Raw genomic sequence first — 22,811 nt, forward strand, 5'->3', positions numbered from 1 at the left:
TAAACAGATCATGAAACCAACGGCCAGCGACCAATGCCGGGTTGGCGAGCACTGTTCGGACCCCGCAAGGGCGCAATGATTCCCCAAACGGATCCAGACAATGCTCGAGTCAGAGTGAAACGAACCTGCGAACGCAGGCTCACGCAGCGCGCGATTATCCAGCAGGCTGCGTTACAACGCATCAGGCTGGACAAACTATTTATCGTACAAAACCCCTTGTTTTCCTACAAACAAGGGGTTTTTGCGGCTCATATTTGTAACATAAATGTTACGGGGCCATCATTGACCAGGTGAACCTGCATATCTGCACCAAAACGGCCACTCTCGACGTTCGAGTGCTGAAGCTTAGCCTGCTGCAAAAGATAGTCGAAAAGCTCGGCCCCCAGTGCAGGCGGCGCCGCCGTCGAAAAACCCGGCCGCATGCCACTACGGGTGTCGGCGGCCAGGGTGAACTGCGACACCAGCAGCAGCCCGCCGCCGATGTCCTTGAGCGACAGGTTCATCTTGCCTTGCGGGTCGCTGAACACCCGGTAGTTCAGCAGCTTGTGCAAAAGCTTATCGGCATGTTCGCGGGTATCTTCAGGCTCGACCGCCACCAGCACCAGCAAACCCTGGTCTACGGCGCCGACGATCTCGCCCTCGACTTCGACCCGTGCTGCGCGTACACGCTGCAGCAGGCCCTTCATGCTTCTTCCAGGGGCAGGTCGAGCAGGCGACGCGCCATCTGGTCTGCCGCGCGTACCAAGGCATCGGTGATGCCTGGCTCGGACGCGGCGTGGCCAGCATCGCGGATCACCTTGAGTTCGCTGTTCGGCCAGGCCTGGTGTAGCTCCCAGGCGTTGTCCAGCGGGCAGATCACGTCATAGCGTCCATGCACGATCACCGCCGGCAGGTGGGCGATCTTCGGCAGATCGCGGATCAGCTGGTCCGGCTCGAGGAAGGCATTGTTCATGAAGTAGTGGCATTCGATACGGGCGATCGACAGCGCACGCTGAGGCTCGGAGAAGCGATCGACCACCAGCGGATTGGGACGCAGCGTGGCAGTACGGCCTTCCCAGGTCGACCAGGCCTTGGCGGCTTGCATCTGGGCGATCTGGTCGTGGCCGGTCAGGCGCTTGTGGAAAGCCTTGACCAGGTCGCCGCGCTCATCGGCCGGGATCGGCGCGATGTAGTCCTGCCAGTAGTCGGGGAACAGACGGCTGGCGCCCGCCTGATAGAACCATTCTATTTCCTGGGGACGGCACAGGAAGATGCCACGCAAAATCAGGCCATGCACGCGCTCGGGGTGGGTCTGGGCGTAGGCCAGCGCCAGCGTCGAGCCCCAGGAGCCACCGAACAGTACCCATTTGTCGATGCCCAGGTGCTCGCGGATGCGCTCCAGGTCTTCGATCAGGTGCCAGGTGGTGTTGTTCTCCAGGCTCGCGTGTGGCGTGGAGCGCCCACAGCCGCGCTGGTCGAAGGTGATGATGCGGTAGAGGTTGGGGTCGAAGTAGCAACGACTCTGGGCGTCGCAGCCCGAGCCCGGACCTCCGTGGATGAACACCACCGGCAAACCTTCAGGCGAACCACTTTCATCGACATACAACACGTGCGGCGCTTCCACGGCCAGATCGTGCCGGGCGTAGGGTTTGATCTGCGGGTAGAGGGTCTGCATTGCGCACTCCGTGTGAGGATTGTTCGGCCGAGGGCCATCATAAACCTGAATTGCGCTTTGAGCATGTACCCGTGTGATGGGCCTGCCAGATCATTGCCCCACGGCCTCTATAAACTGTTATGTCAGCCTGGCCTGCGCGGCTCACTAGCATCGGCGATTTCCCCATGAGACACCGCCATGAAGCCTTCAGCCCCCCTCGCTCCCCACGCCTTGATCGAACACAAGATGCCGCCGTGGATGCACACAACCCCTGCCCATGCGCACACCATCATGCGCGAAACCCTCAAAACCCCGCCGACCTGGTTCGCGCAGGCCAACACTACTACCCGTGACCTTGCCCAGGCCTATACCGACTACCAGGCCCACAGCACCGAGCTCAATGCGCAACTGGGTGCGCTCCCGGCGCTGACAGCGTTCGCCACCCAGCACTTGCGCCAGGCGATTGAAAAGCGGTTCGCGTTGTCCCTCGACGTGTCCACCCACTACCTGATCAATGCCAGCAAGGCAGAAGCCTACAAACTGCAGCTGGAAGGCGATCCCGTCGTCAATGGGCAGCGTGCGTTGAAACTGGCCACGCAATCGCTGCTGCACTGTGCGCTGCAGAATTTCGAGGAGGCCGAAGCCGAGCCCAATGGGTTAGATGGACAATGGCTCAGCGCAGCCGTTGTCGACAGCAACACTTTTACGTTCCTTACGCCGGACGGGAAGCAACTCTCCATCGTTCCCCACGAGTTCGCGGCCCTGAGCCGTGAGCTGGACATCGGCGGCCAGTACCAGACGCTGATCGGCGACGTGTTGAACTCCGCGGCGCCAGCGCTGCGCGCGACCGAACAGGCGGCCTTGCGCGTGGAGGTGCATAAAGCCTTACTCAGCCAAGCGATCGACGCCGAATTGCACTCGATACTGCTCGCCCTCGTCGAGGACAAGCCAGCCGAGTACCAGGGCAGCCCGGTGCGTTGCGCCGGGCTGGCCCTGTTCGGGGTGCCGTTGACCGGGGCCATGGTCATCGGCGCCGTCCCCTCTCCCGAGCAGCTACTGACCTACGATCCGCTGCTATTGCCGCACAAAGGCCTCCTCGTCACCTACCTGCCCGGCAGCGACACCCCCTTGCAGCAGCACCATTCGGTGCACGAGGCACAGGCCCACTTGCGCGAACAGCTGTGGATGATGCCGATCGATCAGCTCAAGCGCGCAGTGCCGGCGCGTGACAGCGCCACCTTCTTCGAAAAGCTGCGCGACTGCCTGCAACCGGTCGACTGGAGCACCGTACAACCTGGCCCCGACGGCCAAGACGGCCAGGTCGAGCGGGTCCGCGACCCAGACGCCTGGGTTCCGGTGACCCTGGAGCCCTTGCGCCAGCCGCTGCTCACCCATCAGGTCGAGCACAAGCAGCAGCGGCTCAAGGACGACGCGGCATTCCACGCGGTGCCCACCGCCGTCGAGGACGAAAAGACCGCCGAAAAGCGTCGAGCCTACTTCACCCAGCTGGCATTCGACGCGCTCAACATCAGCGCCTTCTTCATACCCGTGCTGGGCCAGGTGATGATGGGCGTGGCCGCTATCCAACTGAGCTACGAGGTGTTCGAGGGTCTGGACAGCTGGGCCAGCGGCGACCAGCAACAGGCCTTCGAGTACCTGATGGATGTGGTCGAGAACGTGGCGCTCACCGCCGCACTGGGAGCCGCCGGCGGCACAGGCGAGGTACCGGCGCTCGAGCGTATTCCGGTGGAAACGCCCTCGTTCATCGAGGAACTCACCCCCATCGAACTGCCCGATGGCCAGACCCGCCTGTGGGCGCCCGACCTGCGGCCGTTCGCGCACGACATTCTGCTGCCAGCCGACCTGCAGCCAGATGAATTCGGCCTGTACCATCATCAAGGCAAGACCTGGCTGGCGCTGGATGGCACCCACTATTCGCTGAGCCAGGCGACGCCTACTGGTGAATACCGGCTCGAACACCCGCACAACCCGCAGAGCTACCAACCGAGCCTGCGCCACAATGGTGCCGGTGCCTGGCTGCACGAACTGGACCAGCCGCTGACCTGGCAGGCGCTTACCCTCATGCGTCGCGCAAGCCCGCTGGCCGCCGCGTTCGATGATGCAACCATCACCCGCATTCTGGAGATCAGCGACACCCAGGAAGACGTGCTGCGCCGGATCATCGCCGATAACCAGCGGCTTCCCGCACTACTGGAAGACACCCTGGCGCGCTTCACGCTGGACCAGCAGATCAGCCAGACGCCCGCCTACGCCGAGCCACACATGGCCCAGGCAGAATTCGCCACGCGTTACAGCGCCTTGTCGAGCAGCGTGACGCCGTCCGCAGAGCTCATCCAGCAGCGCTACCCGCAACTGCCGAATGCCATCGTCGAGGAACTGCTGCGCCACGCCACGCCCGAGGAGCTGCAAAGCCTGGCACAAGCCAAGGTACCCTACCGCCTGGCCCAGGAAATACGCCTCTATCAGCAACAGGTGCGCCTGGCGCGTGCCTACGAGGGACTATTCCTGGACTCGGTGCGCAATGCCGATAGCGAGCGGCTGGCGCTGTACACGCTGGAGCAGTTGTCCGACTGGCCAACCGGCACCCGCCTGACACTGGAGCAGTTGCCTGGCGGAACCTTCGAGATCGGCACCACCGACACGCAGGGCCAGACCCTCGTCAGCACCGCCTCAGGCTACCTTGCGGAATCGGCCACCTCCTTGTCCTCGCATACTTCGTTGTACAGCGCACTGCTCGAGGTGATACCCGCCGTCCTGCGTGAAACACTGACGGGCGACGGTGCCGAACAGACCCTTGCCTTGAAACGCCTGATCCAGGCCAACCTCCTGCCACGCGCTACGTTCAGGCGCCTGCTGGGCATGCAACCGCTGAACCCAGGCTACCGCTCACCGATGCGCCTGGCCGACGGGCGCATCGGCTACCCGCTGGGCGGTCGAGGTGCGGTTGGGGGTTCGTTCACCCGCCATACACTGCTGCGCATCATCCGCACCCTCGAACTGCCCGAACACCTCTCCCGCTCGGCCGAACAGATCCTGACCCGCCTTGAAACCAGCGGCATGAACCGTTCGGACATCCATAACCGCCTGCGCGAGCTGCAAGATCAGCGCACCGCCCTGCAGCGCTGGCTGGACGATTGGCGCACGGCGGTCCACCCCGACATCCTTGTCCCGCCACAAACGTTCTCCGAGCTTCAGGCACGCTTCATGAATCACTGGCACCGCAACGCATTGCCCGCCCTCGGAGACACCCAAGCCCCGCTGCACCTGGAGCGCATCGACCTCAGCAGCTTCCCTTCGGACCTGCCCGACTTCCTCAGGGCGACCATCACGCACGTGCAACTGACCGAGCCGTCATTTGGCAGTAGCGTGGGTTGGACAGCATACGAGCGGCACCTGAACAACCTGTTCCGACAGTTGCCAGGCGTGCGCTCACTCGAAATCAGCCGCCCCTACTCGCAAACCGCCGCCCCATCGCAAATGCTGTTCAGCGTTGGGTTGATGGCAATACACTTCCCCGAACTCGAATCGCTCAGCCTGCTGAACCAGAACCTGCAACTGTCCGAGAGCGACATCAACAGCCTCGCCGGCCTGCCTCGCCTGCGTCGCCTGGACTTCAGCGGCAACCGCCTTTCCGAACGCTACCGCCCGGATTTTCGCGAGCTCACGCTGGACTACCTTGGTCTCGACCGTATGACCCTCGACCACTGGCCGCAGGGTCTGGGCCTAGGGGCACTGGCGAACATCGGCGAACTTTCGCTACGCGACAACAACCTGCGGGTACTGCCTGGCATGCTGCTCAACAGCCACGCCGACGCACGCCCACACACCGTCATCACACTGGAAGGCAACCGCATCAGCGATGACCAATTGCTGCGCCTGCTGCTGGCCCAGGAAGCGTCGAGCCCCAACGTCACGGTCGATATCTCGCCCAGCCTGCGTACCCGTCTCGACCAGCACCTCCAGCAACGCCAGACGCTGCACGAGGCCATCGACCAGTGGGCCAACGCCTCCAGTTCGAGCGCACCGCCAAGCCAAGCCGCGACACTTGCCCGCCGCCGTATCGGCTCCGCGTTGAGCACCTTCTGGCAGAGCCAGGAACAAGGCCTGACCCAGACGACCTTGCGCTTGGAAGACATGGACCTGGGGCATTTCCCGCCACAGTTGCCGACCTTCTTCAACGAGCGGGTGCGCAACCTGTCCCTATCCCGAGCGAGTGGAAGCACAGAGCAGTTGGATGCGTTTCTCGCCCGACTCCCGAACGTCGAGAGCCTGAACCTGGTGGAATACATCGGCGCCACCCAGACCCTGCCCACGGCACTGCTCCGCCTGCCACGCCTGACCTATCTTTCGATGCGCGACATGAACCTGGAGGTGGACGACAGCATGCTTGCAACCCTCGCCCACTTGAGCAACCTGACAGTGCTGGACCTGGGCGGCAACCACATGGGCAACATCACCCAAGTGCCCGAAGCGCTACGCAACCTGCGCCGCCTCGACCTGAACAACATGGGCCTGCAGCAATGGCCGGCATGGATCGACAGCCTGCTGCCGATGGACATGCTGGATCTCAGTGAAAACCAGCTCACCGAACTTCCCGAATACATCCTCAGCAACATCGATAACGGTTTCCCGATCTCATCGATCGCATTGTTCGGCAACCCGTTGAGCATGGACACCATGACGCGCGCGCGCACCTCATCGGACAGCCAGCACAGCTATACCTTCGCCATGGACGTGCCCGAAGATCTGCTCTTGCTCACCTCTTCAGATGATGAAATGGCTGGCGGACACCTGCATAACCCGATGCTCTCTGCCGATAACGACCTGCCCAACGTCGACGACTGGTCGCTCGGCGCCCAGGCGCAGAACGAGGCCCTGAGAAGCGCCTGGGAAACCCTCGAAGAAAGCGGTGACGCTGCCAACCTGCTGGCGCTGGTCGGTCGGTTGCGCCAGGCTGCCCCCTATCGCAACGGCCAGACCCGCCAATCGTTCTGCGAGCGCGTGCGTCTGATGCTGGTCAAGGCCGCGGTCAATACCGAGGAGCGTCTGCTGTTCAACGCCGTGGCCGAAGAGGCCCTGGTGCAGCCCGACACCGGCAACCAGACCTGCCATGACGGCGCCCTGCTGGTGTTCCAGAACATCGAACTGCTGATCGACGGCCGGCGCTTGCTGACCGAGGCGGCAGAGTCGGAGCACACGCTCTACCGGGAGCTGCGTCGTCTCTTCCGCCTGCACCGGCTGGACGAGATCGCCCGGGACAAAGCCAGGGGGCGCGACGAGGCAGAGGTGCGCCTGGCCTATCGACGCGGGTTGAATGCGGAACTCAAGCTTGGCGTACCGGACGACAACATGCTGTACGAGGCTTTCGCCGATGTCAGCCGTAACGAGCTGGCGCTGGCCGTGGACCAGGTGCACCGCGAAGAACAGGGCGAGTCGTTCCTGAACTACGCCACCAGCAACGAAGAATGGATTCGCTACCTGCGCCACACCCACCAGGCGCGCTTCGAAGCGATCGAACAGCAGTACCAGGCGCAGGTACTGGCGTTGCCCGAGCAGTTCCCCGACAGCACCCTGGAGCAACTCGCGCCGGAGTTCGACAGCTTGAAGCATGAAAAGCAGGCAAAGGAAGCCCGCCTGATACAGGAGCTGACCCTCCAGGCCAACCCCGAGCGCGAATGACCCGCTGGCGACACCGCACTACCCCGGGCCGGCTTTGTCCCGGCCCGGGGTTGCCCTCACTTGCCGTAACGCCCCTTGCCCCATTCGAGCACGCTGGCGAGCAGGCGCCGCAGCACCTCCTGCGTGGGCCGCGCCAGGTCCTCGCGGTAGGCGAACGGCTCAACCTCTTCCATGTAGGTGCTCTGCGCCAGTTCCAACTGCACCGCGTGGACGTGGTTGGCCGGATCGCCGTAGTGACGGGTGATATGCCCGCCCTTGAAACGCCCGTTGAGTACATGGCTGTAGGCAGGTGCGTCGGCGCACACCGCCTCGAGCCGCTCGGCCAGCTCCGGGTCGCAGCTCGCGCCGTTGAAGGTACCGAGGTTGAAGTCCGGCAGCTTGCCCTCGAACAGGTGCGGAATCAGCGAACGGATCGAGTGGGCGTCCCACAGCAGCGCGTAACCGAACTCGGCCCGCAGGCGATCCAGCTCCTTGCGGAGAGTGCCGTGGTACGGGCGCCAGATCTTCTCCAGGTAGGTGGCACGCTCGTCGGCCGACGGCACCTGCCCTTCCTTGAACAACGGCTCTCCGTCGAACAGCGTCGCCGGGTACAGCCCGGTGGTGGCGCCGACGTACAACGGCTTGTCGTCGTCGGGCCGGTTCAGGTCGATGACGAAGCGCGAGTACTCGGCCGCCACCACGCTGGCCCCCAGCTCACGGGCAAAGTCGTACAGCTGCGGAATATGCCAGTCGGTGTCCGGCAGGCTCCTGGCCTCGTCCACCAGCCCGGCTTCGACCGCCGGGGTCAACGTGAGACCGGCATGGGGCATGCTGATCAGCAGCGGCAGGCGACCTTGATGAAAACTCAATACCTTGTCCATGACGCCTCGCTCAGTGGGAAATTTCGTGGCCCAGGCGCACCACGCGCTTGGGCAGGTCGCCACCCAGCCAGTAGGCCAGGTCGGCAGGACGGTCGATCTGCCAGGCGACGAAGTCAGCGACCTTGCCAGCCTCCAGCGAACCATGGCTGTCGCCCAGGCCCAGGGCCGTGGCGGCATGCACGGTGACACCGGCCAAGGCCTCTTCCGGGGTCATGCGGAACAGGGTGCAGCCCATGTTCAGCATCAGGCGCAGCGACAGCACCGGCGAGGTGCCGGGGTTGAGGTCGCTGGACAGGGCGATCTTCACGCCATGCCGACGCAGGGCGTCCATCGGCGGCAACTGGGTTTCACGCAGGAAATAGAACGCCCCCGGCAGCAGCACGGCGACGGTGCCCGCCTGGGCCATGGCGATGGCATCTTCCTCGGTCATGAACTCCAGGTGATCGGCCGACAGCGCCTGGTAGCGTGCCGCGAGGCTCGAACCATGCAGCGACGACAACTGCTCGGCGTGCAGCTTGACCGGCAACCCCAGCTCACGCGCCTTGATGAACACCCGCTCGACCTGCGCCGGCGAGAACGCCAGGTGTTCGCAGAACGCATCCACCGCATCCACCAACCCTTCGGCGGCCAGGGCCGGGAGCATCTCGTCGCAGATATGGGTGATGTAGTCATCGGCCCGGCCGGCGTACTCCGGCGGCAATGCGTGAGCGGCAAGGCAGGTGGCGCGCACGGTCACCGGCAGCTCTTCGGCGATGCGCCGGGCAACGCGCAGCATCTTGCGCTCATTGGCCAGGTCAAGGCCGTAGCCGGACTTGATCTCCAGTGTGGTGACACCATCGCGCAGCAACGCCTGAACACGCTGACGGGTGCTGGCCAGCAGTGCGTCCTCACTGGCCGCACGCGTGGCACGCACGGTGCTGGCGATGCCACCGCCCTGGGCGGCGATCTCGGCATAGCTGACGCCCTGCAGGCGCTGTTCGAACTCACCACTGCGGTTGCCGCCGAACACTGTGTGGGTATGGCAGTCGATCAAGCCAGGAGTGACCCAGGCGCCGCCCAGGTCGACCACACGCTCGGCATCGACGCCCGGCAGTTCGGCCTTGGGGCCGATCCATTCGATCAGCCCGGCATTGGTGACGATCGCCGCATCCTCGATGATCGAGTAGCTGCCGTTGGCCATGGTGGCCACGTGGCAGTGCTGCCAAAGGGTTCTCATAAAGCTCTCCACAAGTCAGCGGCGCAGTTCGGCCTGCTCCCGGGCGACCTGGCCCTGCCCCGAGCGCGGCTTGCACCACAACAGGTAGGACAACACCAGGAACACCACCCACGCCACGCCCACCAGCAGCGCCGCCTGGGTGTTCGGGAAGTAACCGAGCACACCGAAAATGAACAACATGAACACAATCGCCAGCGCCGGGCCCCACGGCCAGAACGGCACCGGGAACTCCAGCGCGGCCGCTTGCTCGCGGCTCATGCGCCGGCGCATGGCCACCTGGGTGACCAGAATCATCAGCCACACCCACACGGTGGCGAAGGTGGCGATCGAGGCGATCAGCAGGAAGACGTCTTCCGGAATCAGGTAGTTGAGCAGCACCCCCAGCAGCAGCGCAGCGCCCATCACCAGCACCGTCAGCCACGGCACGCCGTGCCGGGACAACTGTGCGAACCCTCGCGGCGCCTGGCCTTGCTCGGCCAGGCCGTACATCATGCGACCCGCACCGAAGATGTCGCTGTTGATCGCCGAGACCGCCGCGGAAATCACCACCACGTTCAGCACCGCAGCGGCCGAGCTGATGCCCAGGTTGCTGAAGATCTGCACGAAGGGGCTGCCCTGGGTGCCGATCTGTGGCCAGGGGTACAGGCACATCAGCACGAACAGCGTCAGCACGTAGAACAGCAGGATGCGCAGCGGCACGGCGCTGATCGCCTTGGGGATGACGCGCTTGGGATCCTGCGCCTCACCGGCGGTAATACCAATGATCTCGATACCGCCGAAGGCGAACATCACCACCGCGAACGAGGCGGTCAGGCCACCGATACCATTGGGCAGGAAGCCGCCATGCTCGAACAGGTTGGCGACCCCGACACCGGTTTCGGCACCGGCCTGGCCCAGACCGAACGCCATGATGCCGAAGCCGGCCACGATCATCGCAACGATGGCGCCAACCTTGAGCAGCGACAGCCAGAACTCCATCTCGCCGAACACCTTGACGTTGCACAGGTTCAGCCCGCCGATCAGGAACACGATGCCCAGTACCCAGATCCAGCGCGGTACCTCGGGGAACCAGAAGCCCATGTAGATCCCGAACGCGGTGACGTCGGCGATGCACACGATGATCATCTCGAAGGCATAGGTCCAGCCGAGCACGAACCCGGCCATTGGCCCGAGATAGGTGCTGGCGTACTGCCCGAAAGAACCGGCCACGGGGTTGTGCACCGCCATTTCACCGAGGGCGCGCATGACCATGAACACCGCCGCGCCGCCGATCAGGTAGGCCAGCAGCACCGCTGGCCCGGCCATCTGGATCGCCGACGCCGAGCCGTAGAACAGGCCGGTGCCGATGGCCGATCCCAAGGCCATGAATCGAATGTGTCGGGCTGTCAGCCCGCGTTTGAGTCCTTGTGCTGGTTGCATGGTTCGTCCTTATTGTTGTTCTCAAGAGCCTCATCGCGGGGCCAGCCCGCTCCTGCAGGTTCGACTGCGGGAGCGGGTTCGCCCCGCGAAGGCATGGACACCGATCACAGGCTCGGCAGCACTCCAGCCGGCAACAAGCCGGTCAGGCGCCCGTCGGCCAGCAGCTCCACAGCCACCTCGATATCCGGCGCGAAGAAGCGGTCACGGTCATAGTGCGGCACCTCGCGGCGCAGGGTCTGGCGCGCCTGCTCCAGCTTCGCCGAGGTCTTCAGGCCCTCACGCAGGTCCAGGCCCTGGCAAGCGCCCAGCCATTCGATGGCCAGCACGCCACGGGTGTTCTCCGCCATCTCCCACAGACGCTTGCCCGCGGCCGGGGCCATCGACACATGGTCTTCCTGGTTGGCCGAGGTCGGCAGGCTGTCGACGCTGTGCGGGTGCGACAGGGCCTTGTTCTCGCTGGCCAGCGCAGCGGCGGTGACCTGGGCGATCATGAAGCCGGAGTTGACCCCGCCGTTTTCCACCAGGAACGGCGGCAGCTGCGACATGTGCTTGTCCATCATCAGCGAGATGCGGCGTTCGCTCAGCGAGCCGATCTCGGCAATGGCCAGGGCGATGTTGTCGGCTGCCATGGCCACCGGCTCGGCGTGGAAGTTGCCACCCGAGATCACTTCATCCTCGGCGGCGAACACCAGCGGGTTGTCAGAGACGGCGTTGGATTCCACCGCCAGCACTTCGGCAGCCTGGCGCAACTGGGTCAGGCAGGCGCCCATGACTTGCGGCTGGCAACGCAGCGAGTACGGGTCCTGGACCTTGCCGCAGTTCTTGTGCGATTGCGAAACCTCGCTGGAGTCGCCCAGCAGGTCGCGGTAGCAGGCAGCAGCGTCGATCTGGCCACGTTGGCCGCGCACCTCATGGACACGCGCATCGAACGGCGAGCGCGAGCCCAGTGCTGCTTCCACGGTGAGCGCACCACAGGCAATGGCCCCGGCGAAGAGGTCTTCGGCCTGGAACAGGCCACGCAGCGCATAGGCGGTGGACGCCTGGGTGCCGTTGAGCAGGGCCAGGCCTTCCTTGGCAGCCAGGGTCAGCGGCTCGAGGCCGGCCACCGCGAGGGCTTCGTTGGCATTCAGCCATTGCCCCTGGTAACGCGCCTTGCCCTCGCCCAGCAACACCAGCGACATGTGCGCCAGCGGCGCGAGGTCGCCAGAGGCACCAACCGAGCCCTTCAGCGGAATGTGCGGATAGACCTCGGCGTTGACCAGGCTGATCAGCGCATCGATGACCTTGCGGCGGATGCCGGAGAAACCCCGGCTGAGGCTGTTGATCTTCAGCACCATGATCAGGCGCACCAGCGCGTCGTCCAGCGGCGCGCCGATCCCGGCAGCGTGGGACAGCACCAGCGAGCGCTGGAGGTTTTCCAGGTCGTGGCTGGCGATGCGGGTCGAGGCCAGCAGGCCGAAACCGGTGTTGATGCCGTAGGCCGTGCGGTCTTCGGCAAGAATGCGCTCGACGCAGGCAACGCTGGCGTCGATGGCGGCACCCGCGTCGGCATCCAGGCTCAGGCGCACCGGCGCCTGGTGGATGCGGCGCAACTGGGCCAGGGTCAACTGGCCGGGGGTCAGGGTCAAAGCTTCCATGTTCATGCTCCTTGTTATTTTGTCTAGTGCAGCGCAGCCAGCAACGGCTGCGGCAACCGGGGATCCTTGAGCAAGGCCGCGGTGCTGGCGATGTCCGGCGCCAGCCAGCTGTCCTGCAGGTAGGCCGGCACGCTCTCGCGCAGCAAGCGCCAGGCCGCGTCGGTGCCCGCGCCGAACCGCTGTTCCTTGAGGAATTCGAATGCCTGGGCGGCCAGCAGGTACTCGATGGCGAGGATCTGCGTGCAGTTCTCCAATACCTGGTGCAGCTTGAGTGCGGCATTGGTGCCCATGCTCAGGTGATCTTCCTGCAGCCCCGAGGTGACGAAATTGTCGAGCACTGCCGGCTGCGCCAACTGGCGGTTCTGCCCGCACAGCGAGGCGGCGACGTACTGGGCGATCATCATCCCCGAGTTGACGCCGGGGTTGCTGACCAGAAACGCCGGCAGGCCACTGACATGCGGGTTGACCAGGCGGTCCAGGCGGCGCTCGGCGATCGAGCCGATCTCGGCCATGGCGATCGCCAGCAGATCGGCAGCCAGGGCCACTGACTGGCCGTGGGGGTTGGCCTGCGAGACCACACGGAAATCGTCCGGTGTACCGAGCAGCAGCGGGTTGTCGGTGGCGCCGTTGAGCTCGGCCTCGACCTGGCGCACCACATGGGCCAGTTGATCGCGGGCCGCGCCGTGCACCTGCGGAATCGAGCGAATGCTCAGGGCGTCCTGGGTACGGATGCCTTTGCTCGCGGCGATCACTTCACTGCCATCGAGCAGCGCGCGCAGGTTCTCGCCCACCAGTTGCATGCCTGGATGTGGCTTGAGGGCGATGATCTCGGCGTCGAACGCAGCGATCTGGCCGCGCAGGGCCTCGAAGCTCATGGCGCCGATCACATCGGCCCATTGCAGCAGGCGGCTGGCGTCATCCAGCGCAAGGCTGGCGAGGCCGGTCATGCACGGCGTGCCGTTGACCAGGCATAGCCCGTCCTTGGCTCCGAGCTGCACCGGCGCAAGCCCGGCATCGGCCAAGGCCTCGGCGGCCTCGACGAGGCGCCCGCGATAACTGACCTTGCCCACACCCAGCAGGCTCACGCCGATGTGGGCCATGTGCGTGAGATAGCCCACCGAGCCCTGGGACGGGACCTGCGGGGTAATGCCCTGTTCGAGCAACGCCAGCAGCGCCTCGACCACCGAACGCTGAAGGCCCGACTTGCCGTGGCTGTAGTTGACGATGGCGGCGCAGATGATCGCCCGCGTCTGCTCGTCCGGCAGCGCCGGACCGACGCCGCAGGCGTGGCTGAGCAAGGTGTTGCGCGACAGTGCGCTGAGCTGCTCGCCCTGCAGCGAGACGTTGCACAGGGCGCCCAGGCCGGTGTTCACGCCATAGGCGCGCTCGCCGCTGTCGACGATACGCCGGACGATGGCCTGGGCATTGTCGATACGCGCCCACACCTGCGGCGCCAGCTCCAGGCGCGCGCCGTGGCGAGCCACGGCGGCAATGTCCTGCCAGCGTACCGGCCCGTTGCCGATCACCACGACTTCAGGTTTCGACATGATGCTCCTCATACCGCGACGGCGCGGCGCTGAACGAAACGGTCGACGTATTCGTCGGCCGGCGAGTGCAGGATTTCCTGCGGCGTACCAACCTGGATCAAGCGGCCATCCTTGAGAATGGCGATGCGGTTGCCGATGCGTACCGCCTCGTCCAGGTCGTGGGTGATGAAGACGATGGTCTTGTGCAGGGTTTTCTGCAGTTCCAGCAACTGGTCCTGCATCTCTGCGCGGATCAGTGGGTCGAGGGCGCTGAAAGCCTCGTCCATGAGGATGATGTCGGTATCGGCGGCCAGCGCCCGGGCCAGGCCCACACGCTGACGCATGCCACCGGAGAGTTGGTGCGGATACTTCTTCTCGTAGCCCTTCAGGCCCACGGTCTCGATCCACTGCAGCGCACGTTCCTGGCACAGCTGCTTGCTCTCGCCACGCACCTTCAGGCCGTAGGCGACGTTGTCCAGCACATTGCGGTGCGGCAGCAGCCCGAAGCTCTGGAACACCATGCTGATCTTGCGTCGGCGGAATTCGCGAAGGGCCTCCATGTCGTACTGCAGGATGTCCTCGCCATCGACCAGGATCTGCCCGCTGGTGGGGTCGATCAGGCGGTTGAAGTGGCGCACCAACGTGGACTTGCCCGATCCGGACAGGCCCATGATGACGAAGATCTCGCCGCTGCCGATCGACAGCGACAGGTCGTTGACCCCGACCACGCAGCCGGTCTGCGAAAGCACCTGCTCCTTGCTGCGCGCCTCGCGGATCAGTTGCAGGGCTTCCCCGGCGCGCTCGCCGAAGATCTTGAAGACGTTCTTCACTTCGATCTTGCTGATCGGCTGCGTGCTCATTTGCTCACCTCATGACGTGGCCGACCATAGGCCTGGGTAATGCGGTCGATCACCACCGCGAGAATCACGATGGCCAGGCCCGCTTCGAGGCCGCGGCCAACGTTGAGGGTCTGGATACCGACCAGCACATCCTCGCCCAGGCCACGGGCGCCGATCATCGAGGCGATCACTACCATCGAAAGGGCCATCATGGTGGTCTGGTTGATCCCGGCCATGATGCTTGGCAGTGCCAGCGGCAGTTGCACGCCGAACAGCTGCTGCCAGCGGTTGGCGCCGAAAGCATTGATCGCCTCCATCACCTCGCCATCGACCTGACGGATCCCCAGGTCGGTCAGGCGAATCAGCGGCGGCGCGGCATAGATGACCGTGGCGAAGATCGCCGGCACCTTGCCCAGGCCGAACAGCATCAGTACCGGAATCAGGTACACGAAGCTGGGCATGGTCTGCATGATGTCCAGCAGCGGCATCAACACCGCCCGCAGGCGGTTGCTGCGCGCCGACAGGATGCCCAACGGAATGCCCACCAACACCGAGATCAACGTGGCCACCAGCATCAGCGCCAACGTCTGCATCAGCTTGTCCCACAGGCCGACGGCGCCGACCAGGAACAGCAGGCCGGCGATCACCAGGGTCGGCAGGATGCGGCGGGTGGCGTGCCAGGCGATGGCCGCGACGATACCCAGCATCAGCCACCAGGGCGTTGCACGCAGCAGGCCTTCGAGGTTGACGATGGCCCACAGCAGGGTGTCGGAAATGTGCCGGAACACATCGCCGTAGTTGGTCACCAGCGCATCGACCCAACCATTGACCCAGTCGGCGATGGAGAATGTGAGATTGTCAGGGAACATAGGTACCACTCATCAGGTGAGGACGCTCAGAGCGCCGCATTGATCTTCTTGGCAGCGTCTTCACTGACCCACGCCTGCCAGACTTCAGGATGTTCCTTCAGGAAGATCTTGGCCAGCTTCGGCGATTCGATGCGTTCCTTGCTCATGCGCCCCAGGTTCTGGTTGAGAATGTCGATCGGGATATTGACCTTCTCCAGCACGCCGACCAGCTCCGGCGCTTGTTCGTGGAAGGCTTTCGACAGGCCGACCTTGATCGACACGGTCTTGTCAACACCCGGTTTTTCCTCGAGCTTGACCAGGTCGACCTGGCCCATCAGCGGGGTTGGCGTCCAGTAGTAGAAGAGGATCGGCTCGCCGCGCTTGTAGCTCGACAGCGCCGCTGCATCCAACGCAGGGCCGGTGCCCGGGCGGAAGTTGGTGAATTTGTCTTCCAGGCCGTATTCCTTGAGCATCTGGGTGTTGTCCAGCTCACAGGTCCAGCCGGCCGGACAGTTGTAGAAACGGCCTTTGCTCGGTTCTTCAGGGTCCTTGAAGAGGCTGGCGTACTGGGCCAGGTCGGCAACGTTCTTCAGGCCTGGCGCCTTGGCTTCGAGCTTGCGCTTGGCATCGCCCTCGATCACGTAGCGCGGCACGTACCAGCCTTCGACCGCACCGACCACCGGTGCGCCGACGCCGACCACCTTGCCGGCTGCCTCAGCCTTTTTCCACACTTCGCTGCGACCCACCCACTCCTCGGCAAAAACCTGGATATCGTTGGTGCCCAGGGCGTTCTCCATGGTGATGGAGTTGCCCGGCAGGCTGTCGGTCTTGCAGCCGTAGCCCTTCTCGAGCACGAACTGCATCACATCGGTCAGCAGCATGCCGCTTTCCCAGTTCAGCCCGGCGAATTTCACCGGTTTGCCGGATTCGCACCAGGTAGCGGCCTGAGTGGCACCGGCGCTGCCGAGCAGGCCAAGGGCGAACAGCGAAGCAAGCAAGGTCTTGTTGGTTTTCATTGCGTGACGCTCCCAAACTTAAGAAGTGGAAATCGGCAGTCCTTGCAAAGAAAGCAGAACCTGGCGCCGCATGGCGGCGCTTCGCGGGCAAGCCCGCTCCTACAGTAGGAGCGGGCTTGCCCGCGAAGAGGCGCAAAGCGCCCCCGAGGCCACTCAGCCAGTAATCATCGGCAGGTTCAGACCCTGCTCTTTGGCGCAATCGATCGCAATCTGGTAACCGGCGTCGGCATGGCGCATCACACCGGTGGCCGGGTCGTTGGTCAGGACGCGGGCAATACGCGCAGCCGCTTCGTCGGTGCCGTCACAGACGATCACCACACCCGAGTGCTGGGAGAAGCCCATGCCCACGCCACCGCCGTGGTGCAGGGAAACCCAGGTGGCGCCACCCGCAGTGTTGAGCAGGGCGTTGAGCAGCGGCCAGTCGGACACGGCATCGGAGCCATCCTGCATGGATTCGGTTTCACGGTTCGGGCTCGATACGGAGCCGGAGTCCAGGTGGTCACGGCCGATCACCACCGGGGCGGACAGCTCGCCGCTGCGCACCATTTCGTTGAACGCCAGGCCCAGCTTGGCGCGCAGGCCCAGACCAACCCAGCAGATACGTGCCGGCAGGCCCTGGAAGCTGATGCGCTCGCGGGCCATGTCCAGCCAGCGGTGCAGGTGCTCGTCGTCCGGGATCAGTTCCTTGACCTTGGCGTCGGTCTTGTAGATGTCCTGCGGGTCGCCCGACAGGGCTGCCCAGCGGAACGGGCCGATACCGCGGCAGAACAGCGGACGGATGTAGGCGGGCACGAAGCCTGGGAAGTCGAAGGCATTCTTCACGCCTTCTTCCTGGGCCATCTGGCGGATGTTGTTGCCGTAGTCGAAGGTCGGCACGCCGGCTTTCTGGAAGTCGAGCATGGCTTGCACGTGCACCGCCATCGATTGCTTGGCGGCCTTGACCACGCCAGCCGGGTCGGTCTTGGCGCGGTCGCGGTACTGCTCCCAGGTCCAGCCGATCGGCAGGTAGCCATTGAGCGGGTCGTGGGCGCTGGTCTGGTCGGTGACCATGTCCGGACGCACGCCACGCTTGACCAGTTCCGGGAGGATTTCAGCGGCGTTGCCATGCAGGGCGATGGAAACCGCCTTGCCTTCGGCGGTGTACTTGGCGATGCGCGCCAGGGCGTCATCGAGGTCGGTGGCCTGCTCGTCGACATAACGGGTGCGCAGGCGGAAGTCGATGCTGACCTGCTGGCATTCGATGTTCAGCGAGCAGGCGCCAGCCAGGGTCGCGGCCAGAGGCTGGGCGCCGCCCATGCCGCCGAGGCCTGCGGTCAGAACCCAGCGGCCCTTGAGGCTACCGCCGTAGTGCTGGCGACCGGCTTCGACGAAGGTTTCGTAGGTGCCCTGGACGATGCCCTGGCTACCGATATAGATCCAGCTGCCGGCGGTCATCTGGCCGTACATGGCCAGGCCCTTGGCATCCAGTTCGTTGAAGTGCTCCCAGTTGGCCCAGTGCGGCACCAGGTTGGAGTTGGCGATCAGCACGCGCGGGGCGTTGCTGTGGGTCTTGAACACCCCAACCGGCTTGCCCGACTGCACCAGCAAGGTTTCGTCGTCGTTCAACTCCTTGAGGGTGGAGACGATCTTGTCGTAGCACTCCCAGTTGCGCGCAGCACGGCCGATGCCGCCGTACACCACCAGCTCCTTGGGGTTTTCGGCCACTTCCGGATCAAGGTTGTTCATCAGCATGCGCAGCGGGGCCTCGGTCAGCCAGCTCTTGGCGTTCAGCTGGGTGCCACGTGGGGCGCGGATCTCGACGTCACGGAAAGTGGTGGGCTTTTTGTCAGTCACGAAAGGTGCTCCTTGAGCGATCTATTCAAACCCGACGAGATCGGCGGGCCGGGGCTGTTCGGTACCGTGCGGATGGGACGGCCTATCCACTATCGCGCACTTATCTTTACTTGTACATACAAGCATATGCAATTGAATTGCCAAGTCATCGAAACGGGTGGTTCGAGAGGTTCGGGCGATGGGCTGGAGGCCTCGTGGTTCAGGGCCTTGAGGCGTGAAGAAAAAATCGTGAGAAGGATTTGCCGGGGAGTTCAGACAGAAATGGCTTTGCGCCACTTTGGGGCATTCGGTAACAGGGCGCGCCGTTTGCGGGCGTTACCGGGTAACTGTTTTGCAGGGTTTTTGAGGGCCCTATCGCGGGACGAGCCCGCTCCTACAGGTTCAGCGCCCTGAATGACGCACTGAACCTGTAGGAGCGGGCTCGTCCCGCGATAGCGCCCTGAAGACTTACAACAGCTGAGGACTCAACTCGATAACGCAGCAGCGCCCCGATACCTCGACCTCCAGCAAACCCGCGTTACCGCTGAGTTGCAGGCAGTCATACAACCCAAGCACCGACGCCTGCCCCTGGATCCCGACGCGCAGGTCCGCCTCGGCACTGAACACCAGCACGGTCTCGGCCGAACTGAACAGGCGAGTACCCCCCATGAACCACTGCAACCGCGCGCGGTACCGGTTCGGCGCATAGATCAGGTTGAAGTCGCGGATCGGGCCACCCTGCAGCGTGCAGGCGACCTGGCTCTCGCCGCTGAACGCAAAGGCATCGAACGGCAGCAGCGGCCGGCTTTCGTGGCCGTCCACCGACAAGCGCATGCCATCGCCCTGCAGCACGGTGATGATCCGCTGATAACCGGTGAAACTGGAAAAGCCGCCGGAAGCCTCGATATCGGCGATCGACAGGCGCCAGCCGAAGCCGTCCAGGCCAACGCCCGCATCGCGGGTGATTTCTTCGGTGGACCCACCACCGTTCTTCCAGGGCATGCGCGGATAATCGTGGGCACGCAACAACTGCAGCTGGCTCATTTGCTGAAACGTCCTTCCAGGCGATGACGGGAACCGGGGTGAATCAAGCGCGCGGCGGTGACAGGCTGGCGGCCTGACCAGGTACGCCGACGGATGAGCAGGCACGGCTCGCCACGCTCGATCTGCAACAGCTTGCATTCGTCTGGGTCAGCCAGGATCGCTTCGACCACGTGCTCGCCTTCGGTCAGCGGCGCGACCTGGGACAAGTACGCATAAGGCGTCTGCCGGGTGAAATCCTGGCGCAGGTAATCCGGGGCGATCGCCGCGTTCACATAGCGATCCTCGATCTGCACCGGCACATCGTTCTCGTAGTGCACGATCAGCGAATGGAACACCCGCTGCCCCTCGCGCATGTCCAGGGCCATGGCGCGCTCGGAACCTGCGGCCTCCTCGGCGAGGATGATCACCTGGCAGCGGTGCTGATGCCCGCGGCTGGCGATCTCGTCGGCAATGTTGTTGACTTCGAACAGCGCCGAGCGCGTCTTGGGTTCGGCGACGAAGGTCCCGACGCCCTGCATGCGGACCAGCAGGCCCTCGGCGGTCAGCTCGCGCAGGGCGCGGTTGATGGTCATGCGGCTGAAGCCCAGCTGGCTGACCAGCTCGCTCTCCGACGGGACGCGATGATGAGGCGGCCAGCTGCCGTTTTCGATCTGCTGGACGATCATCTGCTTGACCCGCGCATACAGCGGCGCCGGCCCTTCGCCCATCTGGGCCACCAGCGCGGAGACGGAAGGTGTCGGCACGGCTATGCATCCTTGTGCAATTTGATTGACGGTAGCTTGCCGCAGTTTACCCGGCAGGCAAACGTCTGTATATGTATATACAAATAACGATACAGGATGACCGAGTGATGTCCGCCTACTTCGCCGAACGCGCCCTGCTCCCTTCAGGCTGGGCCAGCAATGTCCGCCTTGAGGTGTCCACCGCCGGACGCCTCGAAAAAATAGACGTGAACGCCAGCGCCGAAGGCGCCGAACGCTTGGCCGGCCCGCTGCTGCCGGGCATGCCCAACCTGCACTCCCACGCCTTCCAGCGCGCCATGGCAGGCCTGGCGGAGGTGGTCGGCAACCCCAACGACAGTTTCTGGACCTGGCGCGACCTGATGTACCGCCTGGTCGGCCTGATCACTCCCGAGCAATTGCAGGTCATCGCCCGCCAGCTGTACATCGAGATGCTCAAGGCCGGCTACACCTCGGTGGCCGAATTCCACTACGTTCACCACGACAATGCCGGCACGCCCTACGCAGACCCCACCGAGCTGTCGCGCCAGATCAGCGCGGCAGCGAGCGCCAGCGGCATCGGCCTGACGCTGCTGCCGGTGCTGTACTCCCATTCCGGCTTCGGCGGCCAGGCGCCGAACGAGGGCCAGCGCCGCTTCATCAACTCCACCGAGCAGTACCTGCGCCTGCAGGAGCAGCTCAAGCCGCTGCTGGCCGCGCAACCCGCGCAGCACCTGGGCCTGTGTTTCCACTCGCTGCGCGCGGTAACGCCACACCAGATCGCCGAAGTGCTGGGCGCCAGCGACAAGACGTGCCCGGTGCACATCCACATTGCCGAGCAGCAGAAGGAAGTCAACGACTGCCTGGGCTGGAGCGGCCGTCGCCCGGTGCAATGGCTGTACGAGCACGTCGAGGTGGATGCGCGCTGGTGCCTGGTGCATGCAACCCACGTCGAGGCCGACGAAGTCAGCGCCATGGCCCGCAGCGGCGCGGTGGCAGGGCTGTGCCTGACCACCGAGGCCAACCTGGGCGATGGCATCTTCCCGGCCGTCGACTTCCTGGCCCAGGGCGGGCGCATGGGCATCGGCTCGGACAGCCATGTTTCGCTGAGCGTGGTCGAAGAGCTGCGCTGGCTGGAGTACGGCCAACGCCTGCGCGATCAGCGACGCAACCGGCTGTACCGCAGCGACCAGCCGATGGTCGGCCGCACACTCTACGACGCGGCGCTGGCAGGCGGCGCGCAGGCCCTGGGGCAAGGCATTGGCGAGCTGGCGGTGGGCAAGCGTGCCGACTGGCTGGTACTTGATGGCCAGGATCCGTACTTGGCAACTTCAAGCGGAGACGGCATCCTCAACCGCTGGCTGTTCGCCGGCAGCGACCGTCAGGTACGTGATGTGATGGTCAACGGCCAGTGGGTGGTACGCCAGGGGCGACATGCGCTGGAAGAGCAAAGCGGGCAGGCATTCGCCGCGGTACTGCGCACGCTGCTGGGCTGAAACCCGGCGCGATCAGCTGCGGATCGCGCCAGGCCTGGTCTGGAGCCCGGCAGACTCAATGCCGGGCAACGATCGCCCTGTCCGACACCCGCCAGATCAGCCGACTGGTGTCATACCCCTGCTGGCGAGCCTTCGACAGCAGGTTCTCGCGCTCCCACGCCGGCAGGCTCGGAGTTCGCGACAGGATCCACAGGTACTTGCGATTCGGGCTGCCGACAATCGCAGTACGGTAGTGATCGTCCACGTACAGGATCCAGTAGTCCGCCTTGGTCAGCCCCGGTACCAGGCGCGTGAACCAGTTGTCGAACTCCACCCACAACTTGTCGGTGTGCCCCGGCGCCTCGATGCCCGCACGACCTTCGGCGCGTAACCATTCATCACCTTCGGTACGGCAACGATTGAGCACCCCCAGGCTGCCATCGGGCTTGAGGTTGTAATGGGCTTCGGATTGCGCGCAGCCTTCCTGGAAGCGCATCGGAAGGCGGGCCAGTTCGAACCACTTGCCCTGGTAGCGCTTGAGGTCGACGTTGCCAGCCGTCTTGGGCGCCAACGAATCCACCGACGAGCTGGCACACCCGCCCAATACCAACGCCAGACCCAGCGCCAGCAGCAGATGCGCGGCCCTCATTTGAGGCCCTGCCCGGAGTACATCAACACCTTGTCAGCGGCGTACTGAACACTGATGAAGCTCTTCTCGTCCCCCCAGGTACAGCTGCTCATGCCGAGCGCGCCCGAGCACTCCTTCGGCGACCCGAGCAGTTGCTCGACCTCGGCCTTGCTCATGCCGGCCTTGAGCTTGGAATAGTTTTCCTGGTTGATCTTGCTGCAGGCGGTCAGGACGACCAACAAGGACAACAGGGCGAGGGAACGCAACGACATGAAGGGCTCTCCTGGAGATGGATGCAACAGGCGAGACGGCCTGCAGAGACCTTAGAAGCGAAAATGCCTCCCCGGTTCCCTGCTACCCCTGCTTTCGTACCATGCCGTTGGTCGGGTCCCGTCACAAATCTCTCATGGCTAATTCATCACGGGCGACATAGCATTCA

The 22,811-nt window shown here is 64.3% G+C and carries 17 protein-coding genes; 2 read left to right on the forward strand and 15 right to left on the reverse strand.

The features are described from left to right. Window positions 1-248: 248 nt before the first annotated feature. Together dtd and pip are read right to left on the reverse strand one after the other, a co-directional pair. Complete coding sequence (gene dtd / locus F6X62_RS17670; RefSeq protein ID WP_065863878.1) at window positions 249-686, reverse strand: D-aminoacyl-tRNA deacylase; 438 nt, start codon at window positions 684-686, stop codon at window positions 249-251. Beyond that, window positions 683-1,654 carry a prolyl aminopeptidase gene (pip, locus tag F6X62_RS17675; RefSeq protein ID WP_054894800.1) on the reverse strand — a complete coding sequence of 324 codons (972 nt, stop codon included), beginning with the start codon at window positions 1,652-1,654 and terminating at the stop codon, window positions 683-685. The genes dtd and pip overlap by 4 nt, the downstream gene beginning before the upstream one ends. A 177-nt stretch (window positions 1,655-1,831) precedes the next feature. On the opposite strand from pip, the gene F6X62_RS17680 reads away from it, so the two are divergent. Next, window positions 1,832-7,333, forward strand: coding sequence for a dermonecrotic toxin domain-containing protein (locus F6X62_RS17680; RefSeq protein ID WP_153774271.1), 5,502 nt, complete (start codon window positions 1,832-1,834; stop codon window positions 7,331-7,333). 56 nt (window positions 7,334-7,389) lie between these two features. Here the strand turns inward: F6X62_RS17680 and hutG are convergent, their stop codons facing one another. The 11 genes from hutG to hutC form a co-directional block, all read right to left on the reverse strand. Then, complete coding sequence (gene hutG, locus F6X62_RS17685; protein WP_153774272.1) at window positions 7,390-8,193, reverse strand: N-formylglutamate deformylase; 804 nt, start codon at window positions 8,191-8,193, stop codon at window positions 7,390-7,392. 10 nt (window positions 8,194-8,203) lie between these two features. Continuing rightward, window positions 8,204-9,409 carry an imidazolonepropionase gene (hutI, locus tag F6X62_RS17690; protein WP_153774273.1) on the reverse strand — a complete coding sequence of 402 codons (1,206 nt, stop codon included), beginning with the start codon at window positions 9,407-9,409 and terminating at the stop codon, window positions 8,204-8,206. Window positions 9,410-9,424: 15 nt separating this feature from the next. Next, window positions 9,425-10,828 (reverse strand): amino acid permease, encoded by a 1,404-nt coding sequence (locus F6X62_RS17695; protein WP_153774274.1) that lies wholly within the window; start codon window positions 10,826-10,828, stop codon window positions 9,425-9,427. 104 nt (window positions 10,829-10,932) lie between these two features. Then, on the reverse strand, window positions 10,933-12,465 hold the full coding sequence (gene hutH, locus F6X62_RS17700; RefSeq protein ID WP_125931228.1) for a histidine ammonia-lyase: 1,533 nt from the start codon (window positions 12,463-12,465) through the stop codon (window positions 10,933-10,935). Between the two features lie 23 nt (window positions 12,466-12,488). Then, entirely contained in the window at window positions 12,489-14,012 is a 1,524-nt protein-coding gene (gene hutH / locus F6X62_RS17705) for a histidine ammonia-lyase (RefSeq protein WP_153774275.1), read from the reverse strand. A gap of 8 nt (window positions 14,013-14,020) precedes the next feature. After that, window positions 14,021-14,851 (reverse strand): glycine betaine/L-proline ABC transporter ATP-binding protein, encoded by an 831-nt coding sequence (locus tag F6X62_RS17710; RefSeq protein ID WP_054894807.1) that lies wholly within the window; start codon window positions 14,849-14,851, stop codon window positions 14,021-14,023. Then, the gene (locus tag F6X62_RS17715) at window positions 14,848-15,699 is read right to left on the reverse strand and encodes a proline/glycine betaine ABC transporter permease (RefSeq protein ID WP_153774276.1); all 852 of its coding nucleotides are present in this window, start codon (window positions 15,697-15,699) and stop codon (window positions 14,848-14,850) included. The genes F6X62_RS17710 and F6X62_RS17715 overlap by 4 nt, the downstream gene beginning before the upstream one ends. Before the next feature lie 26 nt (window positions 15,700-15,725). After that, the gene (locus tag F6X62_RS17720; RefSeq protein ID WP_153774277.1) at window positions 15,726-16,694 is read right to left on the reverse strand and encodes an ABC transporter substrate-binding protein; all 969 of its coding nucleotides are present in this window, start codon (window positions 16,692-16,694) and stop codon (window positions 15,726-15,728) included. Between the two features lie 153 nt (window positions 16,695-16,847). Then, a complete protein-coding gene (gene hutU / locus F6X62_RS17725) occupies window positions 16,848-18,527 on the reverse strand; it encodes a urocanate hydratase (RefSeq protein ID WP_063541406.1) in 1,680 nt (559 codons plus the stop codon). A 447-nt stretch (window positions 18,528-18,974) separates the two neighbouring features. Beyond that, the gene (locus F6X62_RS17730; RefSeq protein ID WP_153774278.1) at window positions 18,975-19,550 is read right to left on the reverse strand and encodes a HutD family protein; all 576 of its coding nucleotides are present in this window, start codon (window positions 19,548-19,550) and stop codon (window positions 18,975-18,977) included. Beyond that, window positions 19,547-20,257 (reverse strand): histidine utilization repressor, encoded by a 711-nt coding sequence (gene hutC, locus F6X62_RS17735; RefSeq protein ID WP_172964844.1) that lies wholly within the window; start codon window positions 20,255-20,257, stop codon window positions 19,547-19,549. Before hutC ends, F6X62_RS17730 begins: the two co-directional genes overlap by 4 nt. Before the next feature lie 143 nt (window positions 20,258-20,400). Here hutC and F6X62_RS17740 point away from each other — a divergent pair, with 143 nt between their 5' ends. Beyond that, the gene (locus F6X62_RS17740) at window positions 20,401-21,765 is read left to right on the forward strand and encodes a formimidoylglutamate deiminase (RefSeq protein ID WP_153774279.1); all 1,365 of its coding nucleotides are present in this window, start codon (window positions 20,401-20,403) and stop codon (window positions 21,763-21,765) included. Between the two features lie 55 nt (window positions 21,766-21,820). On the opposite strand, the gene F6X62_RS17745 is transcribed toward F6X62_RS17740, so the two are convergent. After that, window positions 21,821-22,393, reverse strand: a complete 573-nt coding sequence (locus F6X62_RS17745; protein ID WP_153774280.1) for a lipocalin family protein — start codon at window positions 22,391-22,393, stop codon at window positions 21,821-21,823. Further along, window positions 22,390-22,644 carry an outer membrane protein assembly factor BamE gene (gene bamE / locus F6X62_RS17750; RefSeq protein WP_054895277.1) on the reverse strand — a complete coding sequence of 85 codons (255 nt, stop codon included), beginning with the start codon at window positions 22,642-22,644 and terminating at the stop codon, window positions 22,390-22,392. Before bamE ends, F6X62_RS17745 begins: the two co-directional genes overlap by 4 nt. Window positions 22,645-22,811: the final 167 nt, after the last annotated feature.

The sequence above is a fragment of the Pseudomonas sp. MNR3A genome (genome assembly GCF_009650575.1).
GTDB classification, from domain to species: Bacteria; Pseudomonadota; Gammaproteobacteria; order Pseudomonadales; family Pseudomonadaceae; genus Aquipseudomonas; species Aquipseudomonas machongensis.

Coding starts and splice junctions, on each gene's coding strand:
- hutC (WP_172964844.1), bottom strand. CDS start 20,257: ATGGGCGAAGGGCCGGCGCCGCTGTATGCGCGGGTCAAGCAGATGATC.
- F6X62_RS17710 (WP_054894807.1), bottom strand. CDS start 14,851: ATGAGCACGCAGCCGATCAGCAAGATCGAAGTGAAGAACGTCTTCAAG.
- F6X62_RS17720 (WP_153774277.1), bottom strand. CDS start 16,694: ATGAAAACCAACAAGACCTTGCTTGCTTCGCTGTTCGCCCTTGGCCTG.
- F6X62_RS17680 (WP_153774271.1), top strand. CDS start 1,832: ATGAAGCCTTCAGCCCCCCTCGCTCCCCACGCCTTGATCGAACACAAG.
- F6X62_RS17740 (WP_153774279.1), top strand. CDS start 20,401: ATGTCCGCCTACTTCGCCGAACGCGCCCTGCTCCCTTCAGGCTGGGCC.
- bamE (WP_054895277.1), bottom strand. CDS start 22,644: ATGTCGTTGCGTTCCCTCGCCCTGTTGTCCTTGTTGGTCGTCCTGACC.
- F6X62_RS17745 (WP_153774280.1), bottom strand. CDS start 22,393: ATGAGGGCCGCGCATCTGCTGCTGGCGCTGGGTCTGGCGTTGGTATTG.
- hutI (WP_153774273.1), bottom strand. CDS start 9,409: ATGAGAACCCTTTGGCAGCACTGCCACGTGGCCACCATGGCCAACGGC.
- hutH (WP_125931228.1), bottom strand. CDS start 12,465: ATGGAAGCTTTGACCCTGACCCCCGGCCAGTTGACCCTGGCCCAGTTG.
- hutH (WP_153774275.1), bottom strand. CDS start 14,012: ATGTCGAAACCTGAAGTCGTGGTGATCGGCAACGGGCCGGTACGCTGG.
- F6X62_RS17730 (WP_153774278.1), bottom strand. CDS start 19,550: ATGAGCCAGCTGCAGTTGTTGCGTGCCCACGATTATCCGCGCATGCCC.
- pip (WP_054894800.1), bottom strand. CDS start 1,654: ATGCAGACCCTCTACCCGCAGATCAAACCCTACGCCCGGCACGATCTG.
- F6X62_RS17715 (WP_153774276.1), bottom strand. CDS start 15,699: ATGTTCCCTGACAATCTCACATTCTCCATCGCCGACTGGGTCAATGGT.
- F6X62_RS17695 (WP_153774274.1), bottom strand. CDS start 10,828: ATGCAACCAGCACAAGGACTCAAACGCGGGCTGACAGCCCGACACATT.
- dtd (WP_065863878.1), bottom strand. CDS start 686: ATGAAGGGCCTGCTGCAGCGTGTACGCGCAGCACGGGTCGAAGTCGAG.
- hutG (WP_153774272.1), bottom strand. CDS start 8,193: ATGGACAAGGTATTGAGTTTTCATCAAGGTCGCCTGCCGCTGCTGATC.